Genomic DNA, 17265 nt, shown 5'->3' with positions numbered 1-17265 from the left:
CAGGTCGTACTGATTCCAGTACTACTGACCAGCTTCAGACTTCGGCCAGAATTTCTGAATAACAGAAACCACAGCCACAACCAGCAACCCCGCTATTAAGCCCGTCAACAGGTTAATAAACGTTGGTGTCACAGCACCAATGATACTGCCTACATTTGGAATAAGCTCTGCCTGGTGGACTGTATCTTCGGTGAAGTGATGAAAAAATGGAATGGCATGATTAATAATACCGCCACCCACCAGAAACATCGCCAGTGTTCCAACGACTGTCAGTGTTTTCATCAGTTTGGGGGCAAATGCCAGTAAACCACGTCCGATTTTCTGTTTCAGCGCGGATGCCTGTTCAGTCAGATACAGCCCAAGATCATCAATTTTCACAATCATGGCAACAAACCCATAGACCCCAACCGTCATCAGAACAGCAATGACTGACAGTACCATGACTTTTGTGCCAAAGCTTGCCGCTGCGACCGTACCTAATGAAATCACCACAATTTCAGCAGAAAGAATAAAATCGGTGCGTACAGCACCTTTAATTTTATCTTTTTCAAATGTTTCCAGATCTGTTTCTATTTCCTTCAGTTCAGTCTGGGCTTCTTCCGCAGTTCGGGCTTTTTTATGATGCAGACTGTGAATGACTTTCTCTACGCCCTCATAACATAGAAACAGACCACCCAGCATCAATAAGGGGCTGATTAACCACGGTGCAAATACACTGATTAAAAGTGCCAATGGAACCAGAATCAGTTTATTGACAAATGACCCTTTTGCCACACTCCAGACAACCGGCAATTCTCTGTCGGTACGAACACCGCTGACCTGCTGCGCATTCAGTGCCAGGTCATCACCCAGTACTCCTGCTGTTTTTTTTGCTGCCATTTTACTCATGACTGCGACATCGTCCAGAACTGCTGCAATATCATCAAGTAATATTAATAGGCTACTCGCCATTATTATTTTCCTTTTATCAGTAATCTGTGCATTCTAAATGTGTCTGCAAAAAAATTCTGTATTTGCTTCATTAATAGCAGCAATATTTTTAAATTACGACATTTCATTTTTATTGTGCTGACATAAAAAAAAATTATGCCGTACAATAACAGCCAATTTAAAACACAGTCATAGTGCGATTACTGCTGGAAAAGATAATGAGCAATCAAGACAATCGCCCTGTTATTCTGACAGGCGACCGTCCGACAGGACAACTTCACTTAGGTCATTTCGTTGGTTCTTTACGTTCCCGAGTCGGTTTACAGGATTCTCACCACCAGCATCTGTTGCTGGCAGATGCTCAGGCACTGACAGATAATGCCGACAACTTCGAAAAAGTCCGTCGCAACATTCTGGAAGTTGCAACAGATTATCTGGCTGTCGGTATTGATCCGACCAGAACCACCATCTGTGTTCAGTCCTGCCTGCCTGCGCTGAATGAGCTGACCATGCTCTATCTGAACTTTGTAACTGTTTCCCGCCTGGAACGTAATCCAACCATTAAATCTGAAATCCAGATGCGTGGTTTTGAACGTGATATTCCTGCGGGATTCCTGTGCTACCCAGTTGCACAGGCTGCTGACATTACCGCATTTAAAGCGACTGTCGTTCCTGTGGGTGAAGATCAGATTCCAATGATTGAACAGACCAATGAAATTGTGCGTCGTATCAACCGTCAGATTGGTCAGGATCTCTTACCTGAATGTAAAGCACTGCTGTCAAATATGAGTCGTTTACCAGGCTTTGACGGTAAGGCAAAAATGTCAAAATCACTGGGTAACACCATTGTACTGGATGCCACTGACAAAGATATCAAAAAAGCAGTCAATGCCATGTATACCGATCCAAATCACCTCCGTGTGGAAGATCCGGGACAGGTGGAAGGTAATGTCGTGTTTACCTATCTGGATGCTTTTGATACCAATAAAGAAGAACTTGAAGAACTCAAAGCTCATTACCGTCGCGGTGGACTGGGTGATGGAACTGTCAAGAAACGACTTGAAGGTGTGCTGAAAGAGCTGATCGGTCCTATCCGTGAACGTCGTATTGAACTGGCTAAAGATCCTGATTACATCATGGATATTCTTAAGGCTGGAACAGACAAGTGCCGTGATATCACTCAGCAGACACTCGATGAAGTTAAATCAGGTTTAGGTGTATTCCACTTCTGATTGAATCTGCGTTGCTGAAAAGAAAAAAGCTCTTAATATTTTAAGAGCTTTTTTCTATATAAAAATCTGAAATTTTAAACTAACGTATTGTTAGTAACGTGATCTTACATGTCTTTACGTGAAATATCATGAAGTAATGCCCCATTCATTTTATGATGATCAGCAATGAGAGCAGAAGCAATTCTTCATTCATTTCTCCTTTTCCATGTCTGTGTAAGCAGACCGCTGGTTCAACGCAATGATCACCCCAGTCATTGCGTATTTTTTTGTCTGAAGAAAAGTAGATTATTACCCGGTATTTTTAGACTTAATTACAGACATCATGTTATCTTTAAAGCTGTTTACTTTTACAACAAATTTTTCAACGAAATAACAATAGAGAAAATATGCAATGTGGGAACTGATTACCCATCCGTCCAATTATGCCTTCAGTATCAGTCTAAGCCTGATGTTCATGCTGGGTATTCTGGAATTAATGCTGCTGATTGCCGGTGGAGGCTCTCAGGGTCTGCTGGATCAGTTTTTACCTGATGACCTGTCCACTTCTCCCCAGCATGCTGATACTGGCATGGATAGCAGCCCAAACCTGTTTATTCAGTTGCTGGACTGGCTGTATATCGGTCGTGTACCCCTGCTGATCTGGCTGATTATTTTCCTGACCATCTATGGTCTGACAGGTCTGATCGCACAGACCGTTTTTTATCAGTTTACATCACATTATTTTTCTGCCTGGATTATTGCTCCTGCCTGCCTGTTTATCTGTATGCCACTGGTCAGATACAGCAGTATGCTGATTGCAAAAATTTTACCCAAAGATGAAACGACTGCTATTTTCAGTGAAGAACTGATTGGTCGGACAGCCGTTATTATTCTTGGTGAAGCAAAACAGCACTCCCCTGCCCAGGCTAAAGTCAAAGATCAGTTTGGTCAGGTCCATTACATACTCGTCGAACCTGAAGACGATGAAATCTTCAGTCAGGGACAATCCGTTATTTTATCTGAAAAGACCAGTATAGGCTTTCTTGCAGTATCTGTATAAATTTTTATTAAAACCTTTGGAATAATAAACAATGCTGAACTCAAACCTCATGAATATTTTAATTATTGCAGGTGTCATCCTTGTCGCCTTTGTGGTTATTGGAATAATAATTGCCAGACTCTATCGCCGTTCAAGTAAAGAAATCTCTTTTGTCAGAACCGGTTTCGGTGGTGAAAAAGTCATTCTGGGTGGTGGTGCAATCGTTCTCCCTGTTTTACATGAAACCATTCCGGTCAACATGAATACTTTACGTCTTGAAGTCAGACGTGCAGATGATCAGGCCTTGATTACCCGTGACCGTATGCGTGTTGATGTCATGGCAGAATTTTATGTCCGTGTAAAACCAACCGCAGAATCCATTGCAACCGCAGCTCAGACTCTGGGTCAGAAAACCATGTCACCCAATGAACTGAAAAACCTGGTTGAAGGTAAGTTTGTAGACTCGCTGCGTGCCGTTGCTGCCGAAATGGCGATGGAAGAACTGCATGAAAAACGCGTCGACTTTGTTCAGAAAGTTCAGCAGGTTGTATCCGAAGATCTTTTCAAAAATGGTCTGGAACTTGAAACTGTTTCACTGACCGGTCTGGATCAGACTGGATTTAAATATTTCAACCCTCAGAATGCTTTTGATGCTGAAGGTCTGACCAAGCTGACTGAAACCATTGAAGACCGCCGCCGTAAACGTAACCATATTGAACAGGATACGGATCTGGCGATTAAAACTAAAAATCTCGAAGCTGAGCAGGCACGCTTACAGATTTTACGTGAAGAAGAATATGCAAAATTACAGCAGGAACGTGAAATTGCTGTCCGTCGTGCTGAACAGTTATCTGAAATTGCAGCACAGGAAGCAGCAAAAAAACGTGAAGCAGAAGAAGCTCAGATTGCAGCTGAACGTGAAGTTGAACTGAAACGGATTGCTTCTGCCCGTGATGTTGAAAATGAAAATATTCAGAAAGCCCAGCTTATTCAGAAAGCTCAGGTTGAACAGAAAAAAACCATTGAGCTGGCTGAACAGGATCGAGCAATTGCCATTGCAGAAAAATCCCGTGCCGAGTCAGAAGCCAAAGCTCAGGCTGACCAGGCACGTGCTCAGGCGGTAAAAGCAGAAGAAGAAGTTCAGACCGTTCGTGATACTCAACGTGCAGAACGTGAAAAAGCGGTTGAACTGGTCGCTGCAAAACAGGCTGCAGAAAAAGATGCCATTGCCATCACAGTTGCCGCAGATGCAGGTAAAAAAGCAGCAGCAGATGAAGCTGAAGCCATCCGTATTTCTGCCGAAGCTGAAGCTGAGAAAGTCCGTTTGAAAGCCAAAGGTGAAGCAGATGCTAAAGTCCTGTTGGCTCAGGCGATGGAAAAACAGTATCAGGTCGATGCAGAAGGTACACGTGCGGTCAATGAAGCCAACAACGTACTTTCAAGCGAACAGGTTGAAATGCAGATCCGTCTTGCCCTGCTTAAATACTTACCTGAAATTATCCGTGAAAGTGTTAAGCCTATGGAAAACATTGACGATATTAAGATTTTGCAGGTCAATGGTCTGCATGGTGCAGGTACTGCATCTTCAGGAGAAGCTCAGTCTGATAACAGCAATATTCCCCTGTCCGATCAGGTGGTGAACAGTGCACTGCGTTATCGCTCTCAGGCACCTTTGATAGACAGCCTGATGAACGAACTGGGCATTCAGGGCGGAGACATTAATGGACTGACCCAAAGTCTGAAGCCACTGCATAAACCTGAGTAATCACCTCCCAAAAAAAAGCCCTCTTATGAGGGCTTTTTTACAGCTTAGAGATTAAGCCAGACCTTGCTTTTTCAGAACTTCAAGCATGGTGGAGCCCAGCTCTGCTGGACTGCGTGTATAAGCCATACCCGCTTTTTCAAATGCAGCAAACTTTTCTTCTGCCGTACCTTTTCCACCAGAAATAATCGCACCTGCGTGACCCATACGCTTACCTTTCGGCGCAGTCACACCTGCAATATAACCTACAACTGGCTTAGTCACATTGGACTGAATATATTCAGCTGCTTCTTCTTCCGCAGTACCACCAATTTCACCGATCATAATGATGGCTTCAGTCTGTGGATCGTCCTGGAACAGTTTCAGACAGTCAATCTGGTTCATCCCTGGAATTGGATCACCACCAATACCAATACATGTAGACTGACCTAAACCCAGCTTGGTCGTCTGGGCAACCGCTTCATAGGTCAATGTACCTGAACGTGAAATAATCCCGATTTTACCGGACTGATGAATATGCCCAGGCATAATTCCGATCTTACATTCACCCGGTGTGATAATCCCTGGACAGTTAGGACCAATCAAACGTGCGCCATTACCATAGGTTTCCAGGTAACGCTTAGCTTTCAGCATGTCTAAAGTCGGTACACCCTCAGTAATCACCACAATCAGTTCAATACCAGAATCAATCGCTTCAACGATTGAATCCAGCACAAATGGTGCAGGAACATAAATAGAGGTTGCATTTGCGCCAGTTGCTTTTACAGCTTCACGCATGGTGTTGAATACAGGTAAATCCAGATGAGTTGTTCCACCCTTGCCTGGCGTTACCCCACCCACCACTTTTGTTCCATAATCCAGTGCCTGCGCTGAATGGAAAGTACCATTTTTACCCGTAAAGCCCTGTACCAATACTTTAGTGTCTTTATTAATTAATACGCTCATGATTGATACTCCTTACGCTTTCACTGCAGCAACAACTTTTTCTGCAGCATCGGCCAGACCGTTCGCAGAAATCAATTTCAAACCTGATTCATCCAGTAATTTTGCACCTAACTCTGCATTGTTCCCTTCTAAACGGACAACCACAGGTACAGTCACATTTACTTCCTGAACCGCTGCAATAATTGCTTCAGCAATCATGTCACAACGTACAATACCACCGAAGATATTGATCAATACACCCTGTACAGATGTATCTGAAAGAATGATTTTAAATGCTTCAATCACACGGTCTTTGGTTGCACCGCCACCGACGTCCAGGAAGTTTGCAGGCTGACCACCATACAGTTTAATGATATCCATGGTTGCCATTGCAAGACCTGCACCATTCACCATACAACCAATGTTACCTTCTAAAGCAACATAGTTCAGATCAAACTCAGAAGCTTTCAGCTCACGTTCATTTTCCTGAGATTTATCACGCATCGCTGAAATTTCAGGAAGGCGGTATAACGCATTTGAGTCGATACCGATTTTTGCATCTACACACAGAATATCTCCATTTTCACGGACTGAAAGTGGATTGATTTCAAACAAGGCAAAATCATTTTCAACAAATGCCTGATATGCACCTGTCATAATCGTGACAAACTGAGCAATCTGTTTATCTTTCAAACCCAGCTGAAATGCAACATCACGTGCCTGGAACGGCAACAAACCGACCAGTGGATCGACTTCTACTTTGATAATTTTTTCAGGCGTTTCTTCTGCAACTTTTTCAATTTCAACACCGCCTTCAGTCGATGCCATAAACGTTACACGACGGCTTGAACGGTCTACCACTGCACCTAAATAAAGCTCACGCTCCACAGGATAAACATCTTCGCACACCAGAATACTGTTTACCGGCTGACCATTGGCATCGGTTTGATAAGTCACTAAATTTGTACCAATCAAGTTTCTGGCATATTCGGCTGCTTCATCGGCAGATTTTACAACTTTAACGCCGCCTGCTTTACCACGTCCGCCTGCATGAACCTGAGCTTTCATGACTGCAAATTTGCCACCGATCTGGTCAAATGCTTTCGATGCTTCATCGGATGTCGTAATTAAAATGCCTTCCTGCACTGGCATACCATATTTTTTTAACAGCGCTTTCGATTGATACTCATGTAAATTCATTTTTTACCTTTTACTACTTTTCACGTTGTTATTACCTGCCAATATTTCGGCATACGCCATGTCAAACCATTGGCAATTATTAAAATTTGTTCTTTTATTTTTAGATGATTGTTCTTTTAAAAACAACCACCATTACGTAAAAAAGAGCGGTATAAACCGCTCTTTTTGTGATCTTATTTGCGTTTACGCTGAATCGCATGAATCGCACGTCCATCCACTGCAAGTGCAGCCTCATGAACCACTTCTGAATACGTTGGGTGACCAAAAGTCATCAGCTGTAAGTCTTCAACAGAAGATACAAACTCAAGCGCAATCATACCCTGGTGAACGATGTCAGATGCGCCAGGACCAATGATGTGCATACCCAGTAAACGATCCGTTTTCGCATCAGCAACAAACTTCACGAAACCAGCAGATTCATTGGCAGCTAAAGCACGACCATTCACCGCAAATGGGAACTGACCAGTTTTAACTTCATGCCCTTTTTCTTTTGCCTGTTCTTCAGTTAAACCCACCCACGCCGCTTCAGGGTGTGTGTAGATTACGCTGATGATGGTGTCATAGTTGATTTGAGCCGCATGACCATGCATACGTTCAACAGCCATTACACCCTCTTCCATTGCTTTATGTGCAAGCATTGGACCACGAACCAGGTCACCAATTGCATATACGCCTTCAACAGAAGTCGCACACCAGTCGTTTACTTCAACCAGACCACGTTCAGTCAATTTAATGCCTGAGTCTTCAGCCAGTAAACCTTCTGCATACGCTTTACGACCTACACAAACGATCAGTTTATCGAAAGTCTGAGTTTTGTCTTCGCCGCCTTGAGTATATTGAACAGTCACTTCACGACCGTTAATCTCAGTACCCGCAACTTTAGCACCTACACGAATGTCTAAACCCTGTTTAGTCAACAGTTTCTGGTAGTCTTTAGCCAAAGCTTTGTCTGCCATTGGTAAGAATGCATCCAGTGCTTCAAACACAACAACTTCAGAACCCAGACGACGCCATACAGAACCAAGTTCAAGACCAATAACGCCTGCACCGATTACGCCAAGACGTTTAGGCACTTCCTGGAATTCCAGCGCGCCAGTTGAGTCAACGATTAAGTCTTCATCGACTTTTGCTACAGGAATGTTTACAGGAACAGAACCTGTCGCAAGGATTACGAATTTAGGTTCTAAAACCTGAACATCACTACCTTCTAATGGTGTGAATTCAACTTTTTTACCTGCAAGTAATTTACCAGTACCCTGTAACCACTCGATGCCGTTGCCTTTTAATAATTGAGCAACACCACCAGTTAAGTTATCAACAACTTTGTCTTTACGCGCAAGAAGTTTTTGAAGATCCAATTGAACATTTTCAACTGAGATTCCGTGTACATCCAATCCATGAAGTGTATCTTCATAGTGATGTGAAGAATCAAGCAATGCTTTAGAAGGGATACAACCTACGTTTAAGCAAGTACCACCCAGAGATGGTTTACCTTTGTGTACACGTTTTTCGATACACGCAACTTTGAAACCAAGCTGTGCAGCACGGATCGCTGCTTCATAACCACCTGGTCCACCGCCGATTACTACTAAATCAAACTGAGACATGCTATCTCCAGAAACGGGCTTAGAGGATCACCCTAAGCCCGTATTGTTATTCGTAAGAATTAAAGATCAAGGATTAAACGAGCTGGCTCTTCAAGCAATTCTTTAATTGCAACAAGGAAACCTACTGCTTCTTTACCATCGATTAAACGGTGGTCATAAGAAAGTGCCAGATACATCATCGGCAGAATTTCAACCTGACCATTTACAGCCATTGGACGATCCTGGATTTTATGCATACCCAGAATAGCAGTCTGTGGTGTGTTCAGAATAGGTGTAGAAAGTAATGAACCGAAAGTACCACCATTAGTAATAGTGAATGTACCGCCAGTCATGTCTTCAATACCCAGTTTACCGTCACGCGCTTTACCAGCATATGCACGGATACCGTTTTCAACTTCTGCATAGTTCATGCGATCAGTATCACGAAGTACAGGTACAACCAGACCACGCTCAGAAGAAACCGCTACACCGATGTCATAGAAACCGTGATAAACGATATCTTCGCCATCAATAGAAGCATTTACAGCTGGGTAGCGTTTCAGCGCTTCAGTTGCTGCTTTAACAAAGAAAGACATGAAACCTAAACGAGCACCATGGCGTTTTTCAAACGCATCTTTGTACTGTGCACGCATTTCCATGATTGGCTTCATGTTGACTTCGTTGAACGTAGTCAGCATTGCAGTTTCCTGAGTCGCTGCAAGCAGACGCTCAGCAACACGCTTACGCAGACGAGTCATAGGAACACGTTTTTCAATACGCTCGCCAACAGCAACGCTTAAAGGTGCAGCAGCCGGTTTAGCCTGATGATTTGCAACATCTTCTTTAGTGATGCGACCACCACGACCTGTACCCGCTACGTCAGCAGCTGCAATACCGGTTTCAGTCAATGCTTTACGTACCGCTGGTGCCTGATCAGCAACTGGCTGAGCACGCTCAACAACAGGTGCAGCACCTGCCTGAGTATTTGAAGCAGCCTGTTCAACTTTTTGTTCAGACTGAACAGCTTCAGTTGCAGCAGCGCCAGAAACAGCACCTTCTTCAAACTGTGCAATCACTTCAGATGAAAGAACTGTATCGCCTTCATTTTTGATGATTGCAGAAATAGTACCATCAGCAGGAGCAACCACTTCCAGAACAACTTTATCAGTTTCAATATCACAGATTACTTCATCGCGTGATACAGCTTCACCTGGTTGTTTGTGCCAGGTCGCAATCGTACCGTCAGCAACTGACTCTGGAAATACCGGTGCTTTAATTTCGGTTGCCATTATTTAGTTTCTCCTGATTGATCAGCTACGATCGCAAGTGCGTCAAATACGAGCTGAGCTTGTTGTTTTGCGTGCAAGTAAGGTGAGCCACAAGCAGGTGCAGCTGAAGCTTCACGACCTGCGTAGCTGATTTTAATTTGTTGACCGGATTTCATTACGCCTTCGTATAAACGAGGTGCGATAAACAGCCACGCGCCCTGGTTCTTCGGCTCTTCCTGACACCATACAAGTTCTTTGATGTTTGGATAAGTAGCCAGTACTTCTGCAAGACGCTGTTCTGGATATGGATACAACTGTTCAACACGGACAATTGCAATATTCAGATTTTCTTCACGACGTTTTTCAAGCAGATCGTAATAAACCTTACCACCACACAGTACCAGACGTGTTACGTCAGCTTTGTTGATGTTATCCACTTCATCAATCACAGTCTGGAATGTACCGGTAGCCAGTTCATCCAGAGTAGATGTCGCAAGTTTGTGACGAAGTAATGACTTCGGTGAAGTCACGATCATTGGCTTACGGATTGGGCGGATTGCCTGACGACGCATCGCATGGAAAATCTGAGCTGGCGTAGTCGGAGTGATCACCTGCATATTTTCTTCAGCACATAACTGAAGGAAACGTTCAAGACGTGCAGATGAATGCTCTGGACCCTGACCTTCAAAACCATGTGGAAGAAGCAGTGTTAAACCGCACACACGTTCCCATTTGGTTTCACCAGAAGAAATGAACTGATCGATCACAACCTGCGCACAGTTTGCGAAGTCACCGAACTGCGCTTCCCAGATAATTAAACTGTGCGGCAGTGTCGTTGCATAACCATATTCAAATGCAAGTACAGCCATTTCTGACAACAGAGAGTCATAGATTGCAGTACGTGGCTGATTTTCTTTGATATGGCAAAGTGGGATATAAACCGAACCATCCACCTGGTTATGCAGTTTTGCATGACGGTGTGAGAATGTACCACGACCAACGTCTTCACCAGTCAGACGTACAAGGTAACCATCATCTAGAATGGAAGCATAAGCTAAAGTTTCAGCTGCGCCCCAGTTCAGCGGCATTTCGCCTGTCTGCATTTTTAAACGGTCATCGATGACTTTTGAAACCTGACGCTGCATCACGAAGCCTTCAGGCAACTCACGCATTTTTGTGCCAAGCTCTTTCAGGCGTTCGATCGGGAATGTTGTATCCCATACATCTGTATATTCGTGACCTAAATACGGTGTCCAGTCTACGAACATTTTCGTATTTGGCTCAAGAACAAGTGCATTGGCAACATGGTTGCCTGCTTCAAGGTCTTCACGGTATTTTTCAACCATTGCATCAGCAGCAGCACGGTCAAGTACATTCTGCTGTACAAGCTGATCTGCATAAAGCGTACGTGTAGTCGCTTTTTTGTTGATCACCTGATACATCATTGGCTGAGTTGCAGCTGGCTCGTCTGCCTCGTTGTGGCCACGACGACGGTAACAGAACATATCAATCACAACATCCTTACGGAATGTGTGACGGAAGTCGTGAGCAAGCTGAGAAACAAACAGAACAGATTCAGGATCATCACCGTTCACATGGAAAATCGGTGCCTGGATCATTTTTGCGATATCTGTACAGTATTCTGTAGAACGTGCATCGCGTGGATCAGATGTTGTGAAACCAACCTGGTTATTGACAACAATATGAACCGTACCACCGACTGTGTAACCACGAGTCTGTGACATCTGGAAAGTTTCCTGGTTCACGCCCTGACCTGCAAATGCAGCATCACCATGTACAATCACCGGTAATACGTCATCACCACCGATGTCTTTACGACGAACCTGACGCGCACGTACAGAACCTTCAACTACAGGTCCAACGATTTCAAGATGCGATGGGTTGAATGCCAGTGCCAGGTGAACTTCTCCGCCTGGTGTCATTACGTTTGAAGAGAAACCCTGGTGGTACTTAACGTCACCAGAACCTTTTTTATGCAGTGATTTGCCTTCAAATTCACCAAAAAGGTCTGCCGGGTTTTTACCCATGATATTTACAAGCAGGTTCAGACGACCACGGTGTGGCATCCCGATCACAACTTCTTTACAGCCTACAGAACCAGCACGCTGAATCAGTTCGTTCACCATAGGAATGAAAGATTCACCACCTTCCACACCAAAGCGTTTAGCACCAACGTATTTATTGCCCAGGAATTTTTCCAGGCCTTCAGCAGCTGTCAGACGCTCAAGTACGTGTTTCTTCTGCTCTGCAGAAAAACCAAACTGACCACGAGCACCTTCAAGGCGTTGCTGAATCCAGCGTTTTTCTTTGGTATCAACAATGTGCATGTATTCAACACCAATAGAAGCACAATATGTTGCTTCCATCGCGTTAACCATTTCACCTAAAGTTGCTTCAGTTTTACCAATTGCAAGATTACCGGCATTAAATACAGTATCAAGATCAGATTTAGTCAAACCATGTGCAGCAAGATCAAGATCAGGCACGTCTTCACGTTTAGCCAGACCTAATGGATCCAGTTTTGCTTTTTGATGACCACGGTTACGATATGCTGCAATTAACTGCAATACACCAATCTGGCGACGTTCATGTTCAGAACTGACTGCGCTTTGAACAACTGGCTGGACACGGCTTGAATTACGACCCAGTAAAAGGAATTGCTCACGTACATTACTGTGTGGCTGGTCACCTTTCGGGAATTTATCGAAGTATTCACGCCAGTCAGCACCTACTGAGTCTGGAGCCGTCAAATACTGCTCATAAAGTTCTTCAATATACGCTGCACTATCAGCGGAAAGTTCAGTGTCAAGACGCAGTGCGTCAGCAACTTCTTGCATTTGTGGACCCATTTCCTATTGCAAAAACATTTTTCAGGATGCTTTTTAAGCACAACCCATGATTAATAATGTCAAATTGGTAATATGACATTAGTCCTCATCTGACATAAGCCATGAGGCGTTATCACCACACTGGCGTTACCCAGTATGAATAATGAATCATAACGCCCTCAATGGCATCATCACTCATCAATACCCAACCCAGGCTGGGCAATTTTTTGCAAATCGACTTAGAAAAAGTAACTGTTCTGATTTACCTTTTCTAAAGCGATTACTGAATATTTATATACTGTTTGCTGATTTGCAAATGTTGAGAAAATGTACATATAACGGGCACATTTTTCACATACAGCGATATGTCAAATCGTAACATGTTCTCAACTCTCAATTGATTTAATTGACACATACCTCCCATAAACCAGCTAAATACATACATCATATTTTAATCTAACATATGGTGCTTTATTCAAAAACTGCTTGCAAGAGAGACTAAAGTACAATTAACCATCAAATTTTCCATAATAAAAAAGGACACTGCTCGAACTGTCCTCTGATATCGTTACATCATAACATTTTTATTCAGAATTTTCAGACAATCTAACCGTCTTACAACACATAAAAAAAGCACATCCTGAGATGTGCTTTTTTTGATCCGGAAAAATTAACCAGCCATATCAAGCAGCATGCTGCGGATGTGACCAATTGCTTTTGTAGGATTCAGACCTTTAGGGCAAACTGACACGCAGTTCATAATACCCTTACAGCGGAACAGAGAGAACGGGTCGTCAAGACGTGCCAGACGGTCCTGAGTTGCTGTATCACGCGAATCAATAATGAAACGGTATGCATTCAACAGTGCTGAAGGACCCAGGAATTTGTCCGGGTTCCACCAGAATGACGGGCATGAAGTTGAACAGCATGCACAAAGAATACATTCATACAGACCATCAAGGTGTTCACGGTCTTCAGGAGACTGTAAACGCTCTTTAGCAGGTGCTGGCTGGTTGTTGATCAGGAATGGCTGAATTTTGTCATACTGATCGTAGAACTGATTCATATCCACAACAAGATCTTTTACAACAGGAAGACCTGGTAAAGGACGGATTGTGATTTCGTTAGGTAAATCGTTCAGGTTCCAGAGACAAGCCAGACCATTTTTACCGTTGATGTTCACACCATCAGAACCACAGATACCTTCACGGCAAGAACGACGGAACGTTAAAGATTCATCTTCAACTTTCAGTGCCAGAAGAGCATCAAGCAACATACGGTGCTTATCAGTCAGTTCCAGTTTAAAAGTCTGCATGTACGGTGCTTTATCCTTATCAGGATCGTAGCGGTAGATATTAAATGTACGAGTACCTCTACTCATCTTACTTCTCCTAATTAGAATGTACGTGGTTTAGGTGGAATTGGTTCAACAGACAGCGGGTTATAACGCACTGGCTTGTACTCAAGATGGTTATCAGCAGAGAACCATAATGTGTGTTTCATCCATTCATCATCACGACGGCCATAAGGATAAGCTGGGTGATCTGGTGATTCTTCAAAATCAACCACCGTATGCGCACCACGACATTCTTTACGGGCAGCTGCTGAAATCAGAGTAGCTTTCGCAACTTCATACAGGTTTTCAACTTCAAGTGCTTCAACACGTGCAGTGTTGAATACTTTGGATTTGTCTTTCAGATGGATGTTACGAACACGCGGTTCAATTGCAAGAATCTGCTTAACACCTTCTTCAAGCAATGCAGATGTACGGAATACACCAGCGTGATCCTGAACGATGTCACGGATTGCATCAGCAACTTCCTGAGCATTTTCACCTGAAGTCGAATCATCAAGATGACGGATACGTTTCAGTGTGTTTTCAAGCACAGTTGTTGGCAGTGGCGTATATTCATCACCATGATGCTTGGTTACATAGTCAATGATGTGTTCACCAGCAGCTTTACCAAATACAACAAGGTCAAGCAGCGAGTTTGTACCTAAACGGTTTGCACCATGTACAGATACACATGAACATTCACCGATCGCATAGAAACCTTTTACAGGCTTAGTGAAGTTACGCTCACCAGCATTGTGTGAATAAACACCGGTATCTTTATCGTAGTTCGCTTCAAATGCTACAGTTTCAGGGCTTTCAGGCAGAACAACCTGACCATGAATGTTTGTAGGAATACCACCCATCTGATAATGGATTGTAGGAACAACTGGAATCGGCTCTTTAGTGATGTCCACGTTCGCAAATTTCTTACCGATCTCGAATACAGATGGCAGACGTTTCATGATCGTGTCAGCACCCAGGTGCGTCATATCAAGCAGAATGTAGTCTTTCTTAGGACCACAGCCACGACCTTCTTTAATTTCCTGATCCATAGAACGTGATACGAAGTCACGTGGCGCCAGATCTTTTAAAGTAGGTGCATAACGCTCCATGAACGGTTCACCAGAATCGTTACGAAGGATCGCACCTTCACCACGACAGCCTTCAGTCAGCAGTACACCTGCGCCTGCAACACCTGTTGGGTGGAACTGCCAGAATTCCATATCCTGTAATGGAATACCAGCACGGGCTGCCATACCAAGACCGTCACCAGTGTTGATATAAGCATTTGTAGATGCACGGTAAACACGACCTGCACCGCCTGTAGCGAACAGCGTAGCTTTACCCTGGAATACAGCAATATTACCAGTTTCCTGGTCAATCGCAGTTACACCCAGTACATCACCTGCTTCGTTACGGATCAGATCAAGCGCAATCCATTCAACAAAGAACTGTGTACCCATTTTCACGTTGCTTTGATAAAGCGTGTGAAGAAGCGCGTGACCTGTACGGTCAGCAGCTGCACAGGCACGTGGAACTGGCTTTTCACCGTAGTTTGCAGCGTGTCCACCGAATGGACGCTGGTAAATCGTACCATCTGCGTTACGGTCAAAAGGCATACCCAGGTGTTCAAGTTCATAAACAACCTGAGGAGCTTCACGAGTCATATACTCGATCGCATCCTGATCACCTAACCAGTCTGAACCTTTTACAGTGTCATAGAAGTGGTAGTGCCAGTTGTCTTCCTGCATGTTACCCAGGGAAGCACCAATACCACCCTGCGCTGCAACAGTATGAGAACGTGTTGGGAATACTTTGGTTAATACTGCAACTTTTAAACCAGCTTGAGCAAGTTGGTACGAAGCACGCATACCTGAACCACCACCACCAACGATGACTGCATCGAAAGTCAGGTGTGGAATATTTGTGTAATCTTCTTTAGGGGTTATAGCGCCCATGATTTTTTCCTATCAATTCGCCCAAAAAATCTGGATTGCCCAGATTGCGTATGCAAACACAGCAAGAATAACTGCTGAAGTCAGAACAAGACGCAAGCCTGATGCTGAAGGACCCATCTGACGGGTAGTCACGTAGTCAGTGAATACCTGCCACATACCAATCCATGCGTGTGCAACAAGTGATAAGACTGCCAGTAAAGATAAAATCTTCATTGGAACTGTCATCATGAAGCCAAACCATTGCTCGTAGTTGAAACCACCATTACAAAGGATCCAACCCAGAACAACAACCGTATAAACTGCCAGAACGACAGCACTTACACGCTGGATAAACCAATCGCGGGAACCTGAACCGGTTAAACCTGTAGCACTTTTCATCAGAGAACAATCCATACAAATGATGCGATAACAGAAATCGCAGCCAGGATCAGTGCAACAGTAGATGCTACACGACCGCTTTGCAGTTCCTCTGCAAAACCAAGGTCTGCAAGAAGATGCTTAATACCCATAATGAAATGGAACAGTAAGCCGGCTACGAATACCCATACGATGAAACGTACTATAAAGCCACCGAAGATTGCCTGAACCTGAGCAAAACCTTCAGGCGAAGACAATGACTTATCCAGAAGCCACAGAAGTACAGGTACGAGTAAAAATACGATGACACCAGAAAGACGGTGTAGAATTGATGCAATAGCCACAGGGGATTTTAAGTTTACATCTAAAACTTGACCCATGGACAAATTGACAGGTCTGTTGCTTTTCACAGCGGGCATCCTGTAAGTAAAAACTCCATCCGGAGTTTGTTGGAATTAATTCGAAGGAAAGCTGGCATTGTTCGGGCTACTGCACCTACTTCAGCAGTACCTGAACTTAAAACGACACTGAATTATAAAACGTGAACTGTCAAAATACAAACAATGACAAATCTGTTTTCAACAAAAAGTCTTTAAATAAGAATCATTAACAATTAAAACAACACAAAAGCACACACTCAGTCTCAGGCTAAACCAACCTATACCATTGGTTTTTATGGATTAAAGACTTCACAAGCTCAACACATAAATGATAAAAAAAGAGATGTACAATAGACTAAAGGCGAACAAAAAAGAAATTTCATCACGCATCAACCCGACACATTTATTGTTGTTTTTCAGGATGCTGTATTTAGTAATTAAATACAGACCATCACAAAATTCAAA

13 protein-coding genes are annotated in these 17265 nt (G+C 43.6%); 3 read left to right on the top strand and 10 right to left on the bottom strand.

Annotation, left to right across the window (positions count from 1 at the left end):
• Positions 1-21: 21 nt before the first annotated feature.
• Positions 22-951, bottom strand: coding sequence for a DUF808 domain-containing protein (locus CDG61_RS05190; protein ID WP_087551161.1), 930 nt, complete (start codon positions 949-951; stop codon positions 22-24).
• A gap of 197 nt (positions 952-1148) precedes the next feature.
• Here CDG61_RS05190 and trpS point away from each other — a divergent pair, with 197 nt between their 5' ends.
• The 3 genes from trpS (at position 1149) to CDG61_RS05175 (ending at position 4945) form a co-directional block, all read left to right on the top strand.
• Complete coding sequence (trpS, locus tag CDG61_RS05185) at positions 1149-2162, top strand: tryptophan--tRNA ligase (protein ID WP_087513456.1); 1014 nt, start codon at positions 1149-1151, stop codon at positions 2160-2162.
• A gap of 391 nt (positions 2163-2553) precedes the next feature.
• Positions 2554-3201 (top strand): YqiJ family protein, encoded by a 648-nt coding sequence (locus CDG61_RS05180; RefSeq protein WP_087551162.1) that lies wholly within the window; start codon positions 2554-2556, stop codon positions 3199-3201.
• 31 nt (positions 3202-3232) lie between these two features.
• Complete coding sequence (locus CDG61_RS05175; RefSeq protein ID WP_087551163.1) at positions 3233-4945, top strand: flotillin family protein; 1713 nt, start codon at positions 3233-3235, stop codon at positions 4943-4945.
• 51 nt (positions 4946-4996) lie between these two features.
• Here the strand turns inward: CDG61_RS05175 and sucD are convergent, their stop codons facing one another.
• The 9 genes from sucD to sdhC form a co-directional block, all read right to left on the bottom strand.
• Positions 4997-5887: a succinate--CoA ligase subunit alpha gene (sucD, locus tag CDG61_RS05170; RefSeq protein ID WP_087551164.1), complete on the bottom strand. Its 891-nt coding sequence runs from the start codon at positions 5885-5887 to the stop codon at positions 4997-4999.
• 12 nt (positions 5888-5899) lie between these two features.
• Positions 5900-7066: an ADP-forming succinate--CoA ligase subunit beta gene (sucC, locus tag CDG61_RS05165; RefSeq protein ID WP_087551165.1), complete on the bottom strand. Its 1167-nt coding sequence runs from the start codon at positions 7064-7066 to the stop codon at positions 5900-5902.
• Positions 7067-7239: 173 nt separating this feature from the next.
• Positions 7240-8673, bottom strand: coding sequence for a dihydrolipoyl dehydrogenase (lpdA, locus tag CDG61_RS05160; protein ID WP_087551166.1), 1434 nt, complete (start codon positions 8671-8673; stop codon positions 7240-7242).
• 59 nt (positions 8674-8732) lie between these two features.
• A complete protein-coding gene (odhB, locus tag CDG61_RS05155) occupies positions 8733-9941 on the bottom strand; it encodes a 2-oxoglutarate dehydrogenase complex dihydrolipoyllysine-residue succinyltransferase (RefSeq protein WP_087513462.1) in 1209 nt (402 codons plus the stop codon).
• Positions 9941-12778: a 2-oxoglutarate dehydrogenase E1 component gene (locus CDG61_RS05150; protein WP_087513463.1), complete on the bottom strand. Its 2838-nt coding sequence runs from the start codon at positions 12776-12778 to the stop codon at positions 9941-9943. Before CDG61_RS05150 ends, odhB begins: the two co-directional genes overlap by 1 nt.
• Positions 12779-13439: 661 nt before the next feature.
• Entirely contained in the window at positions 13440-14150 is a 711-nt protein-coding gene (locus CDG61_RS05145; RefSeq protein WP_087551167.1) for a succinate dehydrogenase iron-sulfur subunit, read from the bottom strand.
• Positions 14151-14164: 14 nt separating this feature from the next.
• Positions 14165-16063 carry a succinate dehydrogenase flavoprotein subunit gene (gene sdhA, locus CDG61_RS05140; RefSeq protein WP_087551168.1) on the bottom strand — a complete coding sequence of 633 codons (1899 nt, stop codon included), beginning with the start codon at positions 16061-16063 and terminating at the stop codon, positions 14165-14167.
• 12 nt (positions 16064-16075) lie between these two features.
• The gene (sdhD, locus tag CDG61_RS05135; protein ID WP_087513466.1) at positions 16076-16441 is read right to left on the bottom strand and encodes a succinate dehydrogenase, hydrophobic membrane anchor protein; all 366 of its coding nucleotides are present in this window, start codon (positions 16439-16441) and stop codon (positions 16076-16078) included.
• Positions 16441-16839: a succinate dehydrogenase, cytochrome b556 subunit gene (gene sdhC / locus CDG61_RS05130; RefSeq protein ID WP_087513467.1), complete on the bottom strand. Its 399-nt coding sequence runs from the start codon at positions 16837-16839 to the stop codon at positions 16441-16443. Before sdhC ends, sdhD begins: the two co-directional genes overlap by 1 nt.
• Positions 16840-17265 lie beyond the last annotated feature (426 nt).

This window comes from Acinetobacter sp. WCHAc010052 (assembly GCF_002165295.2).
Lineage (GTDB): Bacteria > Pseudomonadota > Gammaproteobacteria > Pseudomonadales > Moraxellaceae > Acinetobacter > Acinetobacter chinensis.
This window is presented reverse-complemented; position numbering and strand designations above follow the sequence as displayed.